The organism is Wolbachia endosymbiont (group A) of Norellia spinipes, assembly GCF_964273535.1.
The window spans coordinates 1,221,035-1,239,423 of sequence record NZ_OZ187006.1; the positions used below are offsets into that span (position 1 = coordinate 1,221,035).

Below are 18,389 nucleotides of genomic sequence, written 5' to 3' on the forward strand. Positions count from 1 at the left end.
AAAGTTTCTTGCATATATACAATAGAATTATTTTATACATAAGATAAAAGGCGTGAGCAAGATTATTGCAATAGTAAATCAAAAGGGTGGAGTTGGCAAAACCACAACTAGTATAAATTTATCGACAGCCTTTGCTGCTGTGGGAAAAAGCACTTTATTGGTAGATCTTGATCCTCAAGGAAATGCTAGCACCGGACTCGGGATTTCTTATCGTAGTAGGGAAGAAAAAAATATATACAAAATACTACTGAGCAGAGAAAATAAATTGATAGAATCGGCAATTTTCAATATAAAGGAAATTCCAAATTTATCACTAATTTCGTCAGTAGTTGATCTGTCAGCTGCAGAAATTGAATTATCGCAACTTGAGCGAGGAAAATTTGTGCTAAAAAGCGCATTAGAGAAGATACGCGATAATTATGAGTATATAATCATCGATTGCCCTCCATCACTTGGGCTTCTAACCATAAATGCTTTGACTGCTGCTAATTCTATTATTGTTCCTCTTCAGTGTGAGTTTTTTGCTCTGGAAGGATTAAGCCATTTAGTTAAAACTGTAGAACTGATAAAAAGGAATAACCTAAACCCTTTTTTGGCAATAGAAGGGATCGTGTTAACAATGTATGACAGGCGCAACAAACTCAGTGAACAGATTAAAAACGATATTTGCCAGTATTTAAATGATAAAGTATACAAAACTATCATCCCATTGTATGAGACTGTTATTCCACGTAACGTACGGTTATCAGAAGCGCCTTCTCATGGAAAACCCGCTATTGTGTATGATCTTAAGTGTCCTGGTGCACAAGCATATATAAGTTTGGCAAGAGAAATTTTAAAAAAGCACGCGAGCAGTTGTAAGGAGAAGAAGCTAGTGAGTGAGGGCGTGGTATGAAGGATGATAGACGCCTCGGCAGAGGTCTTGCCGGCCTCATAGGCGATAATTATGATAATAAAGAAGATCGACAAGAGTATTTGCCTATTTCATTACTGCACCCAAGCAAATTTCAACCGAGGAAACATTTTGACGAGGAGTCATTAAGAGAACTTGCAAATTCGATAAAGAAAAGTGGCATTATACAGCCTATCGTGGTACGCAAAGATTCAAATGATGATGGTTACGAAATAATAGCTGGGGAACGTCGTTGGCGAGCAAGCAAGATTGCAAATCTTGATAGTGCACCCGTTATCATAAAAGATCTGAGCGACAAGGAATGCTTGGAAGTATCCATTATTGAAAACATACAAAGGCAAGATATTAATCCAATAGAAGAAGGTGAAGCGTATAAGAGACTGATAGATGAGTTTTCCTATACACATGAAGAATTAGCTTCAACTGTAGGCAAAAGCCGCAGTCACATAACCAATATGATTCGGATGTTGTCACTTCCTGATGGAGTAAAAACAATGATCAACGAAAAAAAGCTATCTATGGGCCATGCAAGAGCGTTGATTAATGTTGAAAATGCGGAAAGTATTGCAGAAAAAATAATTTCCCAAGGCTTAAGCGTTAGGCAAACTGAAAAATTGATAAAAGACTTACATCAAAGTAACAACCAAAAAGAGCAGAGATATACCAAAAATCAAGATATGGCAGCACTAGAAGGTGCTATATCTTCTCAACTTGGTTTAAAGATCAAAATTAATGACAGTAATTCTAAGGGTAAAGTTATGATACGGTATAATAATCCAAATGAATTGAATTTAATATTAAAAATTTTAAATAGGAAACTTGAGTGCTAGTAGAGCAAAAAGATAATATAAAATACAACTGTTGGTGTCACCCAAGTAGCATGGAGAGACAAAAATCACTTGACAAACTCTGCCAGCCCCCTTATCATGAAACTGAAGGTATTCAGTTATCTTCATCTGTGCAGATTAAACAGCAAGAAAACAACGTAGTTGGCGTCTTATTTTTAATTTTTTGCACTATGTGCACCTTATGTCTTCACAACATTTCTGGGTTTTTACCTATATAAGCTGAAACGCGCTTATAAGTCGTTTAAGACAGTATAGTACGCCAATTTGCAGGATTAGAGAGTGACAACTAGCTAACACGGGGTTTCTTTTGCCTTTTTTTCTGCTTAGTAAATTTCTTAAACATTTAAACTAAGGTGAGTTGCATTTAAAAGCAGCTAAATTGCAGTGTTTAAGACTTAAAAAACGCCAAATACTGAAAATAGACAATGACTAGGGCTTCTTTTGCCTTTTTTTTCGTTTGGTAAATTTCTTAATGTTTATAGCTAACATGAACTGGGCAGGAAGGTGTCATCCCAGTGCTCCTTTCTCGTCATCCGAGTAGCCCCTATGATGTCATTCCAGCGCGTGACGCTGGAATCTAGTCTTTATTATGCAGCCACTTATTTAAAGTTAAGTTTTCTAGATCCAAGTAGTCAAGCTACTCGGATGACACCTTGACAATCGTCATCCCGCTACGTGTTAGCGGGATCTATGCTAAGAGATACCGCGAATGAATCGCGGTATGACGGTCTGCGGCGATATGACGGTTCGCGGTGGCATGACGATAACTTCGTCATCCCGCTGCTTGTTAGCCGGTATCTAGAGATACCGTGACGGTATGCGGCAGCATGACGATAACCTTGTCATTCCAGCGCGTGACGCTGGAATCCAGACTTTAACTGATATGATTACAGAAAGAGAATTTATTAGGTAGTCATAGACACTGAAAGTAGTAAAACTTACCACTTTCAAGTAAAGAAAACTACGTTTTGTGCCTCCAATAATTTCTATGGATGAACCGCTACTGCACCGTCTTTACAAATCACACCGCTTGGTGTTATTTTTGAAACGACTACAGGAGCGCCAAAAAACACAGCAGTAAATGCACCGAGTGCAAAAAGCGCTGGCCACGGCATTCTGCCGAATATTGCAAGCAACGCTGCACCAATTATCACTATTGTGATCATTGGTCCACCTATGCCATGAGTATAGCCTATTATCTTGCATATCACTAATGATGTTGTATCATTTTGATCAACAAAAGTAGGACTAGTATCAGCATTTGCATCAAATGCAAAGGAGAGAATTAAAGCTACAAGTAGAAGAAAATTTTTCATTACGCCTCCTATAATTTCTGTTTCATATTTGATTATCTATCACATTGATTAAGTTTAAGTAAATGGTGAGGATTTTTTGCTTAAAAGTATCCTTTATTTCATTTAGAATACTTTTCTTGGTTCGTTTATATTACATGCTACAGAAATTTTACAGCATCGTTTATTGCCTTTATCGTGCTTTGATTGACACAATTCATAATGATGGAGTGGAGCATGCAGGGTATCTATCATTTTTAATCCTGTTATCAATATTCCCTTTTCTCATCGTTTTAATGGCTGTGGCGTCAACATTCGCAAATTTCTTAGACCAGTATAACATTGGCTGGGTATTTATCATTGATAACATGCCACAGGATATTTTATCATCTTTGATGCCGCGTATCAGAGAGATAATATCAGGCCCGCCGCAAAGCTTACTAACTTTAGCAATTGTAGGCGCTGTTTGGACCGCCTCGTCAACAATTGAAGGGCTAAGAACAATATTGAACAAAGCTTATAAAGTTCCGGTTTCGCCACCTTATATATTAAGAAGGTTGTTAAGTATACTACAATTTTTAGTGATCACGCTTATTATAACTCTAACTATAGTGTTCTCTACATTAGTGCCAATGCTAATTGATTTTTCCTATCAGGGGATTAGTTATACTAAATATCTCCTCATTGAATTTGTACTTTTCACAGTAGTCTCTTGGCTATATTTTATGTTGCCAAACATAAAACAAAATTTATCAGACGTCTTTCCTGGATCTTGTGTGGCTGTGATTCTTTGGACAATTTCTGCTTCAGCTTTCAAGCAATACTTAAAAGCTTCCTTTGATCAACTGAATTTGATATATGGAAGTTTAGGTGGTATGGTAGTGTCATTACTATTTTTTTATATGCTAAGTTTGATTTTTATATATGGAGCAAAATTTAATTTTCAGCTAAAATATTTCAATGAATCTCGCTAAGGAGAAAGAAATGAGTAAGTTAGAAGGTAAAGTAGCTTTAATCACCGGAGCTTCAGGTGAAATAGGCTCTGCTGTTGCAAAAAGATTTGTAAAAGAAGGTGCATGTGTAATTCTGATTTCAAGATCTCTTGATAATCTCAAGCCACTATATAATGAAATTGAAGAGCTTGAAGAATTTAAAGAAGGCTCTGTGAAACTAATTCAGCTTGATCTTTTAGACTTTGAGAATGTAAAGATACTGACAAACATGATAGAAAGCCTGAAATTATCAGAATCTGGAGCACTTGATATATTAGTTGCATGTACTGGAATTTTAGGCAAATTGAACCCTATTCACGACTGTGAGATTGAAGAGCTACAGAACGTAATGAATACAAATTTTACTGCCAATTGGTACTTACTAAAAAACTTAGATCCAATGCTAAAGAAGTCTAATGCTGGAAGAGTGATATTCATGACCTCAGAGGTGACACTTTCTCCTTCCTCTTATCCATATTGGATGCCGTATGCTGCAAGTAAAGTTGCACTAGAAATAATGGTGCAGATATATGCATCTGAGACAAAACATACAAAATTATGTGTAAATGCTGTATACACGAAAGGACCTGTGGGTAGTGAGCAGGCATTTCCTGGATCTGAATTGGTGTCACCTGATAAACTAACAGACAAATTTGTGGAGTTAGCTTCTAACGATTGCAGCGTATCAGGAAAAATCTTACCGCTTAGCAAATCTCCCGAATAAATTACACTAGAAAGGATGTCATCCCAGTGCCCAGACACTGGGATCTAGTTTTTAATTTAACATAATCAAGAACGTTGTGTTTTACTTTTATGCTTACCAAATTAGTTTACAATCAAAGTTTCCTGGATCCCAGTGTCTGGGCACTGGGATGACACCATTCTTTTTCCTGGATTCCAAACTGGGATGACAGCTAGCCTGACAATCGTCATCCCGCTGCTTGTTAGCGGGATCTAGAGATACCGCGGCGGTATGACGGTTCGTGGTGGAATGACGATAAGCTCGTCATCCCGCTGCTTGTTAGCGGGATCTATGTGAGATACCTTGAATAAATCACGGTATGACGTAGAAGCTATACTTTTATGCTTACCAACCCAATCAAAATCCTGGATCCCGCTGCTTGTTAGCGGGATCTAGAGATACCGCGGCGGTATGACGGTTCATGGTGGAATGACGTAGAATTTTATACTCACCAACTCAGTGTCCAATCTGGATTGTATCTTATCGGTAAAAAAGAAGAGCTATTTTAGGAAGTTTTTATAGGGCTAAAACTAAAGAAAACTTGCATATAAGTTCATCAAGTGTAAAATTAGAGTTGTTTTAAAAGAATAGGTCAATTATGAATCTTGTAACAAAATCTGCTATCGATTTTACTGCTTCAGCTGTTCTCTCCGGCGGAGAAATTGTTGATGATTTTTGTCTGAGTAAGCACATAAAAAATAAGTATGCTGTCCTTTTTTTCTATCCACTTGATTTTACTTTTGTTTGCCCAACTGAATTGATATCGCTCAATAATAGAATAAATGAGTTTGCAAAGCGTGGTATTGAAGTGATAGGAATAAGTGTAGATTCAAAATTTTCACATTATAAATGGCGAAACACTCCAGTTAATGATGGTGGTATTGGAGAGGTTAGCTACACTTTAGTGTCTGATATCAAAAAGTCTATATCAAGAGACTATGGGGTCTTATATGATGACTCAATTGCGCTGAGAGCAACTTTCGTTATTGATGATAAATTTATTGTACGTCATCAATCGATAAATGATTTGCCTTTAGGGCGTAATATCGATGAATTCGTTAGAATCATTGATGCAATTAAACATAATGAGGAGCATGGTGAAGTATGTCCAGCAGGGTGGAAAAAAGGTAAGCCAGCAATGCAGGCAAGCGATGAAGGAGTAGCTGATTATCTAAATTCATACAGTGAAGAATTATAGATTTAGTACAAAAGTTCTTATTATTGGATCTGGAGCAGCGGGTTATGCTGCTGCTATATATGCAGCACGTGCAAACTTAGAGCCAATTGTAGTAACGGGAATGCAGCCTGGTGGTCAGCTTACAATTACTACAGATGTTGAAAACTATCCTGGTTTTGTTTCAATACAGGGTCCAGAACTAATGGAGCAAATGAGGTTGCATGCAGAACAGGTTGGAGCAAAAATAATAGATGATGAGATAAAAAGCATTGAACAACTTGAGGATTCTAATGAGTATAGGTTTAGATCTTCTGGTAATACTAATGACTACTATTCAGATGCAATTATAATTGCATCTGGTGCGCAAGCGAAGTGGCTTGGTCTCAAGAGTGAAAAGGAATTTCAAGGTTACGGAGTTTCGGCTTGTGCAACTTGTGATGGTGCATTTTTTAGGAATAAAGTTGTAGCCGTGATTGGTGGTGGAAATACCGCTGTTGAAGAAGCAATATTTTTAACTCGATTTGCCAAAGAAGTGATATTAATACACAGGCGTGATAAATTGAGAGCGGAAAAGGTAATGCAAGATAGGCTCTTTAAAAATGATAAAATAAAAGTAATGTGGAACCATACCGTAGAGCAGATTCTTGGAGAAGAAAATCCGAAAAAAGTTACTGGTATTATAGTTAAATCAACGGAAGCTCAAGAATTGAAAGTCGATGGAGTGTTCATTGCAATTGGGCATGCACCAAATACAGGTATTTTTAAAGGCTTTGTTGAAATGGATGAACAGGGTTACATAATTACAAAACCTGGAACAACTTTAACTAGTAAAGCAGGAGTATTTGCTGCAGGTGATGTTCAAGATAAGGTATATCGCCAGGCAGTAGTTGCCGCAGGAACAGGGTGCATGGCTGCACTTGATGCAGAGAAGTTTTTAGAGTCGTAATTAATTAACTCAGAATTAGGATTTTATAGCTAAAGTGACTTAAGTTCATCGATAATTTTAAAAACAAAAATTCGTCATTCCGCTACTTGTTAGCGGAATCTATGCTGAGATACCGCGAATAAATCGCGGTATGACGTAGGAAAACCTTTCTTGGGTTAGCTATAGATAAATCGCTTGCAATTTTCCTTTTTTTTTACATAATTATATTAGTAAATCATTAATAAAGAGGGTTTAGTATGCCTTATAGAAACGGTGTAACATATTATGGAGCTTATGGAGGTGGTGATAACACGGCATCGCAAGCTCGAAATTCGACAACTTTAAGACAGCTAAGTGAATCAACAAAACAGTTATTTAAAGCTATTGATGATGAAAACCTAGAGAATTTTAAACAAGCTCTAGTAGAAGGTGCGGATGTTAATGCGTTTGATGAGAGATATACACCACTAATGACTATTATCATGAATGGTGATGACAGCCCTATATGCTTAAAAATGATGATGTTGCTTTTACAACATCAAAATTTAAATATTAATGCTCAAGAAACTAAAAAATGTAATACAGCTCTACATCTAGCCTTTCACATGGAAAATAAGAATTTTATACGGATGTTACTTAGACATCCTAGCATTAATACAAACAGTAAAAACAAAGTTTTTCTTCTTCAGGATAAATATCTTGAGCCTGAACATGATCGTACCAGAGCATATCTTATAGAACATGCAGAGTACAACCAATGTTTTTTTTATACTTCTAAGGAATATATTGAAAAAATAGGGCGAATACAAAAAAAGGACTTTTCGCATCTTACAATGGAAATAACAAAAGCACAAAAAGGAAAAAAATTATTAGATGCTCTTTTTAATGGAAATATTAACCGAGCAAAAACACTGTTGGCTCAAGAGCTTAATCCTAATTGCTGGAAAAGAAACCAAAATGGAGAAATAGAAACACCCCTGAGCTTAATATGTTTATAAGGAATAACACAAGATAACGAAGAAGTATTGATTAAACTTTTAAAACATAAAGACCTAGATTTTAGTCAAATAAAGCCAATACGAGCTATAGAGCAAAATTCACGGTTGAAGAAAATAATTGAACAAGCTATTACAGAGCGATTAACTGATGCTATTAATAGAAAAGATTTAGATGATGTAGAAAAGTTAGTAGAGGATAATTGTTTCATAAATCGTGCAATTGTTACTGCTGCATTTGAAAGTATTGAACGTATCAGAAATTATCTAAATGAAAAATTCCCTACAAGTGCAGAGCAACCTGTAGCAAATACGAATAATATACCAGCAGGTTTTGAGGAGTTTGCACAAAAACTTGTAGATGAACTTGAAAAGACAAAAGCTCAACTTGCAGAAACAGAGCAAAAGCTGGATAAGGTTGTGCGTGAAAAAACGAGCGAAACTAGCAAAATTTCACAATTAGAAAGAGATTTGAAACAAGTAAGGGAAGAAAGAGATAGGCTTTCATCAGAAAATATACTGCTCCGTACTAAAAGTCTGAGTAATAAAAACGAAAAATCCTCGGAGGCAATTTCTCCTGGTAAAAAACAAAGCAACTATGCTTATGCATTTTTTATATTATAGCTCTTCTCATAATAATCCAAACAAGTTAAGATATGGATTTATGGTAGTGGGGTTTGTATGCCAGCAGCGTATAGTTACGATTTAAGGAAAAAAGCAATGGAGGCATTGGATGAAGGAGAAAGTAGAGCAACTGTTGCAGAGAGATTTAAAATTGGAAAAACGACTCTATATGAGTGGCAGAAAAGGCGTAAGGAAACGGGAGATTTTCAGTCAAAAAAGCCTGGAAGCGTAGGATATAACCATAAAATTACTGACTGGAATGTTTTTACCAAATTTGCAAAAAACCATGGTGGCAAAACTCAGTCAGAGATGGCTAAACTCTGGGGTAATATCAGTCGACAAACGATTCACCGCGCACTTAAAAATATTGGATTTACAAGAAAAAAAGACCTACGGATATAAAGAAAGAAATGAAGGAAAGCGAGCTCAATTTTTAAAGGTTATAGCAACAAAACGTCATGAAAATCTTGTATATATTGATGAATCTGGAATAGATAATACAGAAGACTACCCATACGGATATTGCAGAAAAGGAGAGAGGTTTCATTCATTAAAATCAGGTAAAAAAACTCAGCGTGTCAGTATGATTGCAGCTCTAAATAAAAGGAAGATCATTGCTCCATTGACCTTTGAAGGATACTGCAATAAGGATGTTTTCGAGGCTTGGTTTGAGCAGTTTTTAACTCCAATTTTAAGGTCTGGCCAAACTGTAATTCTTGATAACGCTACATTCCATAAATCTAAAAAAATAGATAATCTTGCTAGAGGAGTTGGTGCTGAAATTCTTTATCTTCCTCCATATTCTCCAGACTTTAACGAAATTGAGCATAATTGGTTTGCTATAAAGAATAGAGCTAGAAAAAATATCCCTATTTTTAAGTCTTTCCGTCAAGCTGTTGATTCTGCTTTTTTATTCTGACTATTATGAGAAGAGCTATATCTGGAGCATTGACTGGTTGTGTAGGTTTAGCAATTTTATACGATTATCTAGTAATAGGTGCTTGTCTTACAGCAGTTGCACTGGTTCTTTTTTTAGTAGGATATTATTTATGTAAAGCGGATGAACGAGATATAGGACCTGGTGGTACCACCGACAATCCTCAAGTTACAAAGGTTTTGATTTCTTCTCCAGGCCCTGCTGAAAATTTTTGTACATGTTAAAAACATCTTGATAATTGAGGTGAGTGTAAACCTGGGTGGTTTCCAGGCTTGAGTGGCCAAGCAGTTGTTGTATTGATCTTATGTCAATATCTTCTTGAAGCAAATGAGTAGCAAAACTATGACGAAATGCATGTGGAGATAAGATTTCTGGCAGATTTAATATTCTCCTTATTTTCTGCAAACGATTAGCCACATAAGTTCTTCCCAATTTTTTTCCTCTTACTCCCAAAAAAAGATATTGTGTTTCATTATTAATGCCAAGATAAGGACAGGCTTTTACATATTCCTGTATACACTTTTTTACTACCGGAAGAATGAATACCTGCCTTTGTTTATCTCCCTTACCTGTTACTATTAAACTTTCATTGTTAATATCACTAACCCCAAGGTTCAACGCTTCACTGATTCTTAAGCCTGTACCATATAGCAGGACGATAATTGCAATTTCTCTTTTTACCACCCAAGGTTCGCTCAAGTCAGATAATTTCATTTCTTTCACCAAAGTTTTTATATCAGGTATTGATAATGCTTTGGGCAGAGTTCTTCTCTGAATTGGCCTTGATAAGGAAAATACAGCTTCATTGTCTATATTGTAGTTGTTTTTTATGTACTTGAAGAAATTTCTGATTACTGACAATGCACGAGCGTTAGATCTTGCATTCACACCTCTTGCATAACGAGAGGTAAGCCAACTTCTTAACTCAGGTATACTTAAATTTTTCAGAGTACCAACATTTACTTCTCCACCAATGTGAGTATTTAGGAAACTTATAAGATCCTTCAAGTCCCTCATGTATGACTCTAAAGTGTTTGGTGAATAAGATCTGTTGCACCTCAGCCACTCATACCATTTTTCAATGATTGAACCGAGGTCCACAATTATTTTTTAAAGAAAGCATCGATGCACGCATCTCGAAAGGCTTCATTTATATCAGGATGAGAATGACAAATTCTGTATATATCCTCTGCTGCTGCGCCATATGCCATTGCAACCGCTGCTTCGTTGATTAGCGTATCAGCGTATGCTCCTATGATATGCACACCTAGTATTGTATCTGCTCTGCTACAAGTCAGCACTTTCACGAATCCTTCAGCATCATCAGTGATTTTTGCTCTGCCGTTTGCAGCAAATTGACATTTACCAACTTTGTACTTATAGCCAGCATTTTTGAGTTCCTCTTCGGCTTTACCGATCGAAGAAACCGCAGGGTGAGTGTAAATGACAGATGGTATAATTTCATAATCAACGTGAGGTGACTGTCCTGCTATTATCTCTGCAACTGCCACTCCTTCTTCCTCTGCTTTATGAGCAAGCATTGCTCCACCAATCACATCACCAATAGCAAATATTCCTTTCACATTAGTTTCATATCTGTTGTTAACTTGAACGAAACCGCGATTATCTTTTTCTATTTTTTCATCAATACTAAGATTCTCAGTGCATGGTTTGCGTCCTGCTGCCACCAATACCTTATCCGCCTCTATAGTGTTTGTTTGATTATCTTTTACAGAGCAAACTTTCACACTCAAAGAGTTACTACTTTGTTTTATTCCCTCAACTTTAGTGCTAAGTAAAAATTTTATTCCTTGTTTTTGTAGACTAGAAAGTAGAGACTTACTTAATTCTCCATCCATTGCTGCAGCGATTCTGTCAAAAAATTCTACTACAGTGACTTCAGACCCTAGCCTCCTCCATACAGAAGACATTTCAAGCCCTATTGCCCCGGCTCCGATTACGACAAGTTTTTTTGGTACTTCAGTTAAAGACAATGCACCAGTTGATGAAATAATACTTTTCTCATCGATATTAATTCCTGGCAAAGAAATAACGTCAGAACCGGTTGCAATTACTATATTTTTTGTCTTCAGCACCTTATCTTCAACTGAAACTTCAAGATTACCTTGGTCAAAAGAAGTAATTTTCCCAAGTCCATTGATTTTAGTGATTTTGTGAAGGTTAAACAGATATTCTATACCTTTTCCAAGTTCCTGAACTCTGGCGTCCTTATAGCCTAGCATTTCTTTTAAATCGAAACTTGCATCCTTAATTTTTATGCCAAGCTTCGACAGATCATTTTTCGTGTGAGCATACTGATAGGAAGAATGAAGTAGTGCTTTGGAAGGTATGCACCCAACTCGCAAGCATGTACCACCAAAAATGCTATTTTTATCTATGCAGACAACTTTCAATCCAAGTTTTGCAGCAGCGATAGCACACTTATAACCGCCTGGACCACCACCTATAACAATCAGGTCATAATCAATCATAAAGAACAAACCTATTTTCTAAAGAATAAACACCATTTCCCTCAGTTGTTACATATATTTTATCGTGAGTAAACACTGGAGTGTGAAACACATTACCAGGTACTTTGATTACCTTTCCTGCACTTTCAGATCCAGGAAAAGCAAGCATTGAACCTTTATTGCTTGTCACCCACAGTGTATGGGCATGCACAATTGGAGCAAACAATTGCGTATTTTCTATTAAATCAGATGCCCAGACTGTTTCTCCATTTTTTATATCCAGGCCGATTATTTTATTATCTTCAGTTACTATAGAAATTCTTCCGCCTTCTTTTTGTTTCTCTGCAGGAATAAGAGGACTATAATATGACTCAATGTCTGATACACTTTTTACTTGCAGTGACTTTGACCACAAAATATTTCCTGATTTCACGTCAATACCATAAATATAAGAATTGTTTGTAGCTATTAAAGTATCGCCAAGCACTCTCGGTGTAGTAGTTACATCTGTGAGCTGTGTATCCAAAAGGTTTGTAGCCAATTTTTGGCTCCACAATTTTTTACCGTCTTCATTAAAAGCTATTAACTCACCATTTGAAAATGGTGCTATTATTTTATCGTTAGAAATTGTTGGCGATATGGAATACAAACCTCGAACCTCATTGATACCGTTTTGATAAGCCCAAACGGAGCTGCCATCTTTTATATCAAACACGTACAGATAATTATCAATAGTCAATACTACCAATTTATTATTTATTACTGCTGCTTTCCCTCTTACTGGAGCTCTCAATTCTTTTTCCCACTCAATCTTGCCAGTTTTTGCATCTATTGCGTGTAAAGTGTTATCCACTATAAAGAAAACATTTTTTTCATAATGCGATAGGCTCATGTTACCAATTTTTTTCCTACGTGAGAGGTGTAATTTCCAATTCATAGCCTTTGAGTTATCAATATCAAAGGAATATAAAGCGCCGTGCTTGTCTGATAAAATAACGCTATCTTCTGTAAGCACTGGAGCTACATATCCTTGAGATAGTTTTTTATCCACTAGACTTATTCGCTCGCTTGCCATTGTGTAACTGCTACACAATAACATTATTATAACAATTATTACTTTCATTACTTAGTTGAGAACAAGATTTATTAATATACATACTAGAAATCTTAATCACAATGAAAATGTTCTTGTTGTACGTTGAAACATTGATTTATGAACAGAATATTATATTATTATGTAAAAATCATACTCTTAGAGGTAATACACCTCATCCACTATGCGGCAACGTGCATAGCTGTATGAACATTGAGATATAAAAGTAATTTATACCAAGAAGAAAGATGTCATCCAAGTAGCTTGACTACTTGGATCCAGATTGGATACTGAGTTGGAGTATAAAAGTATAGCTAACGCGAGCTCTGCGTCATACCGTGATTAATTTGCGGTATCTCAGCCGCTAACACATAGCGGGATGACAGCAATCCTACGTCATGCCGCCGCGAACCGTCATACTGCCGCAGATCGTCATACCGCGATTCATTCGCGGTATCTCTTAGCATAGATCCCGCTAACAAGCAGCGGGATGACGAGGTTATCGTCATGCCACCACGAACCGTCATATCGCCGCAGACCGTCATACCGCGATTCATTCGCGGTATCTCTTAGCATAGATCCCGCTAACACGTAGCGGGATGAAGGTTTTCAGGGTAGCTGTCATCCGAGTAGCTTGACTACTTGGATCCAGAAAACTTAACTTTAAATAAGTGGCTGCATAATAAAGACTAGATTACAGCGTCACGCGCTGGAATGACACCATTTTCGGTCTCTTAAATTGCTTTAGCTACAAACATTAAGAAATTTACCAAGCGGAAAAAAAGGCAAAAGAAGCCCCGTGGTGCGAGTTTTGACTCTATATTACTGTAAGTGGCGCTGTAATAATGTGCTAACGCTTAAAATAAGCGCGATTTGGCTGAATGTAGAAAAAATTTAAAAGACATGCAGCCGCTATAATTTTATGTAATCCGCCAAAAAATACCCTAAGTTTTTTACTGAATTTTGTCATTGAGCCTGCAGGTCAAAAACAAGTTTTGAGTCATAAATACCCTTATTGTCATAATAAGGAGGCTGGCGAAGTTTGTCAAGTAAGTTTTTTCGTTTCTGCGGGCTACTTGAATAACGGCTACAATGTTTGTACAATTGTTCGTCATGCGCTGGAACCCGTTTTAGCCCTTATCTATATCTCAGTTCCACCAACAGTTATTGCGTCGACTTTGAGTGTTGGTTGACCAACTCCAACGGGCACATTTTGTCCATCTTTTGAGCATGTGCCAACACCGGGGTCCAACTTTAAGTCGTTGCCAACCATGGATACTTTTTTTAGCACTGTTGGCCCATCACCAATTAGTGTTGCTCCTTTGACTGGCTGTGTAATTTTACCATTTTCTATTAAGTAAGCTTCTGAAGATGAAAAAACAAATTTCCCTGACGTTATATCAACTTGCCCACCACCGAAATTTACTGCATAAAGACCTTTCTTTACGCTAGATATTATTTCTTCCGGCGTATGTTTCCCTGGTAACATATAGGTGTTTGTCATGCGCGGCATAGTAACTTCTTTATAACTTTCTCTTCTACCATTACCAGTTGGATTCACACCCATGAGTTTAGCATTCATATGATCCTGCATGTAGCCTTTGAGAATTCCATCCTCTATCAACACATTATAACTGGGTGGAGTACCTTCATCATCTATGCTAATAGAACCACGCAAATTAGGCAGAGTTCCATCATCAACTACTGTGATGCCACTAGCTGCTACTTGTTTACCAATAGAATTTGAAAATGCTGAGACTCCTTTACGATTAAAATCGCCTTCGAGTCCATGACCCACAGCTTCATGCAACAATACTCCCGGCCAGCCCGGACCTAGAATAACTGTCATTTCTCCGGCTGGAGTTGGAATTGCTTCAAGATTTACCAGTGCTTGTTCCAAAGCCTGGTTTGCAACTTCTTTCCACTTTTTCTCAGAAATAAACTTACTATAAGAATCCCTTCCACCGTGTCCTGCGGAGCCTCTCTCGGTACGGCCATCCTTTTCTACAATGACTAGCACATTAAAACGTACCAGAGGCCTGATATCGCTTAATCTGTGATCACCCTTTATTATTTGTACGACTTGCCATTCTCCACTTAGAGTTATTTTTACTTGCTTCACGCAGTTATTTTTGGACCTTACATACTCATTAACCTCATTGAGTAGTTTAATCTTTGAATTCAGATCCATTTCATTTGTAGGGTTAATCCTCGAATATAGGCTTTTTGTCTCTTCGTTTAAATTTATTGAATTTGTCTTGTTTAAAGACACTGAGCTTTTTACCATAGAAGCAGCATTACTAATTTCTTTTTCGCTAATCTCAGAAGAACAAACGAAAGATGTACTATCCTCACAAAAAGACCTTAAACCAAATCCCCTTCTGGTATTCAAATCCACGTGTTTTAATATGTTATCATCGAAAATCAGGGACTCCGACTGGCAAAATTCTAGAAACAGCTCACCACCATCGCTATTGCTCAAAGCGTTATTGACTATTTTATATACGTTATTAATATTAACATTGTTTTGAGCGAAAAATATTTGATCTAGATTTGGCATTACCTTTGAACTAAAAATTGTTTAAGTATATTATTTAACTTTAACATAGTAAACTATAAAAAGCCCGGGTGGCGGAATTGGTAGACGCGCTAGCTTCAGGTGCTAGTAACTTTTTAAGTTGTGGAAGTTCAAGTCTTCTCTCGGGCACTTTTAGCTTCCATATTGCTTGTTGAATTAATTAATGCTACAATATAACGTATTAGGTAATATTTATGCTATGTATGGTGAAAAAGATAAGTTAGCCTACAGAAAGAAGGTACGAACTTACTCGAAACGCTTAGTTACTACACTATCTACTGCTTCTTTTATTGGATATATAGCAGCATTAGCCTTTAGTATTCCTGTCTTAAGTCTGTATTTTAGTATTGCCGGCACTATATTAAGTGTACTTTCGTTTGCTTTAAATATATGGTCATTAAAGGATCATTTCCTACAGCAGAAGCAACTTGGTGTAGCAGGACAAAAAAAACTAACAAAGATCTGTCTTGATATTACATCTAACGTTTCGTTTTTAATAGGAGGAATTGCATCTATATTGCCTCTCGAATCTCCTATCATTCCTTTTGTTTCTACTGCCTTTTTTATTCTAGGCTGTACCTTTATGGCAGCTAATATCGTTCGGACTTTGATCAGCAAACCACAGGCAGAAAAACCTACTGATACCCTCTCTCCATCTGTAAAAGCAGTTTAAGTGTCAACAAGTTAACTTATTTGACTTGTATAGGAATATTAGCTATAATATTAATAGTTTAATAATAAAAGAGGTTAGTATATGGATTTTTTAAACAGTCACCCAGATTTTTTTGAGGATAATGCTTATTATATAATATCTGAATATAATACGGATAATCGAGATCTTACAGATCTTAGTACATATGTAGTAGAACGTGATGCATATGAGAATTTGGTATTCAAAAACTTATATACATATATACGTTCCGATGGAAACGTACATAAAGATATAATGCTTAATCCAAAATCTTTACAAATAGAAGAGAGGATAGAAGATAGCAGAATCGAACAGTGTTATACAAATAACTATAAGATAGATAATGGAACTTTATCTTTAGGTGAGAGAGAATTAGTATTCAATATAACTCCAGGTAAATGGAATGATTCAACAGAGTTCAATGTAATTAGCATTAGAAAAGTATAAGTGAATTTAAAGCTTAGTGGTAAATAGGGGACTGAGTATCCTTATTTCAACATCAATTACTTGAATAGTTGCTCAAGCCATCAAAATAAAAATTTTTATTCAGTAATTTGTGTATAAAGGGTACTATTTTACTAGTAGTGAAATAAATCAGAATGAAGTCTATTTTATTAACGAGGCCTTTATTGGATTCGTTCAATACAAGAAATATATTGAGAAAGTATGGATACAAAGTTTTTATAGAACCAGTATTCACAATAAAGTACTTAAATCCTGATATATCTGCGTACGAATTTGATGTTGTGATATCTACAAGTAAAAACAGTGTAAAGGCTTTTAGTCAAATATGCAAAGAGGATGACTTTCCGATTATTACAGTTGGTAATTCAACCATGCAGGCTGCAAAAAATTTGGGATTTTCTGATATAATCTCAGCAGACAGCAACGTTGATGGTCTGATATCATTCATAAAAGCTCATTATTCAAACGCAATAAAGTTCTTGTATATAAGGGGACAAGAAGTATCATGTGACCTAAAAAAGAGATTATCTGAAGAAGATTTTAATGTAAGAGAAGTTGTACTCTATAAAACAATTATAAAAAGGAGTCTAACTAATAGGTGTAAAAATTTACTGTTGGATGGTAAAATTGATAGTGTTGCTTTTTTTTCCTCACAGACAGCAAGGGTATTTTGTTCATTAGTTCTAAAAAGTGGGCTATCTCATGTGATGAATAATACAGTTGCATATACCATGAGTAAAAACATTTCTGATAGTTTAAGGTTAATCAAATGGAAAAAAATTATAACATCGAGGTTGCCTACTGGGGAGAGTTTAATTGATATAATTAATAAGGATTGTTGATGCTAAAGATTGCAACTTGGAATGTAAACTCCATACGTAAAAGAGTTAACCAACTTTGTAGTTTTATAGTTGACAGTCAGATAGATATAGTTTTGCTGCAAGAGATAAAATGTACGGAAGAGCAATTTCCTTATGTAGAGATAGAAAAGTTAGGATATGAATATGCTATCTATGGACAAGTTGCAAGAAATGGCGTTTGTGTTTTATCTAAATATCCGATACTGGAAAAATTAAAAATTGATGTTGTAGAGAGTCATCAAGAAGCACGTTATATAGAATGTGTGATAAAACACACCAATCATAAGGTAAGGGTAGGAAGTGTATACGTTCCAAATGGTCAAAGCCCAGACTCTCATATGTTTGAGTATAAACTCAAGTTTTTTGATAACCTATATGAAAGGATGAGCACTTTGTTGAAAAATGAAGAGTTAACTATTATAGCTGGCGATTATAATGTTGCACTGGATGAAATTGATGTTTTTGATTCAAATTTATTGAATGGCCAAGTGTGCTTTCATATAAAAGAACGTGAGAAGTTAAGAGCAATCTTGAATCTTGGGTTTAAAGACACGTTTAGAATATCCCACCCCAATTTGCAACAATTCACTTGGTGGCATTATCAAGGCAATTCACTCAGAAACAATCAAGGAATGCGAATAGATTATATGCTATTATCGCCACGAGCTGTAGATAAATTGGAAACATGCTACGTAGATGATAGATTGCGTAAGCTAGAAAACCCGTCTGATCATACTCCTGTTGTATGCGTTATAGAATAATAGTAGACCTCTTACACAACTCACT

The 18,389-nt window shown here is 36.2% G+C and carries 20 protein-coding genes and 1 tRNA gene; 16 read left to right on the forward strand and 5 right to left on the reverse strand.

Annotated features, from left to right (window positions below; genetic code table 11):
* The first annotated feature begins 52 nt into the window (after window positions 1-52).
* The 3 genes from ACFZP3_RS05990 to ACFZP3_RS06000 all read left to right on the forward strand — a co-directional run bounded on the left by ACFZP3_RS05990 (window position 53) and on the right by ACFZP3_RS06000 (window position 2,418).
* The gene (locus tag ACFZP3_RS05990; protein WP_264687980.1) at window positions 53-895 is read left to right on the forward strand and encodes a ParA family protein; all 843 of its coding nucleotides are present in this window, start codon (window positions 53-55) and stop codon (window positions 893-895) included.
* A complete protein-coding gene (locus tag ACFZP3_RS05995; protein WP_386087037.1) occupies window positions 892-1,743 on the forward strand; it encodes a ParB/RepB/Spo0J family partition protein in 852 nt (283 codons plus the stop codon). Before ACFZP3_RS05990 ends, ACFZP3_RS05995 begins: the two co-directional genes overlap by 4 nt.
* A 522-nt stretch (window positions 1,744-2,265) precedes the next feature.
* The gene (locus ACFZP3_RS06000; protein ID WP_264687978.1) at window positions 2,266-2,418 is read left to right on the forward strand and encodes a hypothetical protein; all 153 of its coding nucleotides are present in this window, start codon (window positions 2,266-2,268) and stop codon (window positions 2,416-2,418) included.
* Window positions 2,419-2,747: 329 nt separating this feature from the next.
* Here the strand turns inward: ACFZP3_RS06000 and ACFZP3_RS06005 are convergent, their stop codons facing one another.
* Complete coding sequence (locus ACFZP3_RS06005) at window positions 2,748-3,077, reverse strand: TrbC/VirB2 family protein (protein WP_264687977.1); 330 nt, start codon at window positions 3,075-3,077, stop codon at window positions 2,748-2,750.
* Window positions 3,078-3,211: 134 nt separating this feature from the next.
* On the opposite strand from ACFZP3_RS06005, the gene ACFZP3_RS06010 reads away from it, so the two are divergent.
* From ACFZP3_RS06010 to ACFZP3_RS06045, 8 genes are all read left to right on the forward strand, one after another.
* Window positions 3,212-4,027, forward strand: a complete 816-nt coding sequence (locus ACFZP3_RS06010; RefSeq protein ID WP_253309333.1) for a YihY/virulence factor BrkB family protein — start codon at window positions 3,212-3,214, stop codon at window positions 4,025-4,027.
* Window positions 4,014-4,769: an SDR family oxidoreductase gene (locus ACFZP3_RS06015; protein WP_264687976.1), complete on the forward strand. Its 756-nt coding sequence runs from the start codon at window positions 4,014-4,016 to the stop codon at window positions 4,767-4,769. The genes ACFZP3_RS06010 and ACFZP3_RS06015 overlap by 14 nt, the downstream gene beginning before the upstream one ends.
* A 616-nt stretch (window positions 4,770-5,385) precedes the next feature.
* Entirely contained in the window at window positions 5,386-5,985 is a 600-nt protein-coding gene (locus tag ACFZP3_RS06020) for a peroxiredoxin (protein ID WP_253309335.1), read from the forward strand.
* Window positions 5,972-6,910 carry a thioredoxin-disulfide reductase gene (trxB, locus tag ACFZP3_RS06025; RefSeq protein WP_386087038.1) on the forward strand — a complete coding sequence of 313 codons (939 nt, stop codon included), beginning with the start codon at window positions 5,972-5,974 and terminating at the stop codon, window positions 6,908-6,910. Before ACFZP3_RS06020 ends, trxB begins: the two co-directional genes overlap by 14 nt.
* Before the next feature lie 236 nt (window positions 6,911-7,146).
* Complete coding sequence (locus tag ACFZP3_RS06030; RefSeq protein WP_386087039.1) at window positions 7,147-7,887, forward strand: ankyrin repeat domain-containing protein; 741 nt, start codon at window positions 7,147-7,149, stop codon at window positions 7,885-7,887.
* Between the two features lie 27 nt (window positions 7,888-7,914).
* Window positions 7,915-8,508: a hypothetical protein gene (locus ACFZP3_RS06035; RefSeq protein WP_386087040.1), complete on the forward strand. Its 594-nt coding sequence runs from the start codon at window positions 7,915-7,917 to the stop codon at window positions 8,506-8,508.
* 57 nt (window positions 8,509-8,565) lie between these two features.
* Window positions 8,566-9,427, forward strand: a protein-coding gene (locus ACFZP3_RS06040) for an IS630 family transposase (RefSeq protein ID WP_386086489.1) whose coding sequence is annotated in 2 segments (ribosomal slippage) — window positions 8,566-8,891 and window positions 8,890-9,427 — 864 coding nt in all. Because the reading frame shifts where the segments join, the coding sequence is not laid out codon by codon here.
* Window positions 9,428-9,432: 5 nt separating this feature from the next.
* Window positions 9,433-9,669, forward strand: a complete 237-nt coding sequence (locus tag ACFZP3_RS06045; protein ID WP_386087041.1) for a hypothetical protein — start codon at window positions 9,433-9,435, stop codon at window positions 9,667-9,669.
* On the opposite strand, the gene ACFZP3_RS06050 is transcribed toward ACFZP3_RS06045, so the two are convergent.
* From ACFZP3_RS06050 to tldD, 4 genes are all read right to left on the reverse strand, one after another.
* Window positions 9,614-10,546, reverse strand: coding sequence for a tyrosine recombinase XerC (locus ACFZP3_RS06050; protein ID WP_253309339.1), 933 nt, complete (start codon window positions 10,544-10,546; stop codon window positions 9,614-9,616). The genes ACFZP3_RS06045 and ACFZP3_RS06050 overlap by 56 nt on opposite strands.
* A 2-nt stretch (window positions 10,547-10,548) precedes the next feature.
* Complete coding sequence (lpdA, locus tag ACFZP3_RS06055) at window positions 10,549-11,937, reverse strand: dihydrolipoyl dehydrogenase (RefSeq protein ID WP_253309340.1); 1,389 nt, start codon at window positions 11,935-11,937, stop codon at window positions 10,549-10,551.
* Window positions 11,930-13,039 carry a PQQ-binding-like beta-propeller repeat protein gene (locus ACFZP3_RS06060; RefSeq protein ID WP_386087042.1) on the reverse strand — a complete coding sequence of 370 codons (1,110 nt, stop codon included), beginning with the start codon at window positions 13,037-13,039 and terminating at the stop codon, window positions 11,930-11,932. Before ACFZP3_RS06060 ends, lpdA begins: the two co-directional genes overlap by 8 nt.
* 1,111 nt (window positions 13,040-14,150) lie before the next feature.
* Window positions 14,151-15,569 (reverse strand): metalloprotease TldD, encoded by a 1,419-nt coding sequence (tldD, locus tag ACFZP3_RS06065; protein ID WP_253309342.1) that lies wholly within the window; start codon window positions 15,567-15,569, stop codon window positions 14,151-14,153.
* A gap of 62 nt (window positions 15,570-15,631) precedes the next feature.
* On the opposite strand from tldD, the gene ACFZP3_RS06070 reads away from it, so the two are divergent.
* The 5 genes from ACFZP3_RS06070 (at window position 15,632) to ACFZP3_RS06090 (ending at window position 18,364) form a co-directional block, all read left to right on the forward strand.
* Window positions 15,632-15,716 (forward strand) — tRNA-Leu (locus ACFZP3_RS06070).
* 70 nt (window positions 15,717-15,786) lie between these two features.
* Window positions 15,787-16,260, forward strand: coding sequence for a hypothetical protein (locus tag ACFZP3_RS06075; RefSeq protein ID WP_264688469.1), 474 nt, complete (start codon window positions 15,787-15,789; stop codon window positions 16,258-16,260).
* Between the two features lie 81 nt (window positions 16,261-16,341).
* Complete coding sequence (locus tag ACFZP3_RS06080; RefSeq protein ID WP_386087043.1) at window positions 16,342-16,725, forward strand: hypothetical protein; 384 nt, start codon at window positions 16,342-16,344, stop codon at window positions 16,723-16,725.
* Window positions 16,726-16,877: 152 nt separating this feature from the next.
* Window positions 16,878-17,585: a uroporphyrinogen-III synthase gene (locus ACFZP3_RS06085; protein WP_386087044.1), complete on the forward strand. Its 708-nt coding sequence runs from the start codon at window positions 16,878-16,880 to the stop codon at window positions 17,583-17,585.
* Entirely contained in the window at window positions 17,585-18,364 is a 780-nt protein-coding gene (locus tag ACFZP3_RS06090) for an exodeoxyribonuclease III (RefSeq protein WP_386087045.1), read from the forward strand. Before ACFZP3_RS06085 ends, ACFZP3_RS06090 begins: the two co-directional genes overlap by 1 nt.
* The last annotated feature ends 25 nt before the right edge of the window (window positions 18,365-18,389 follow it).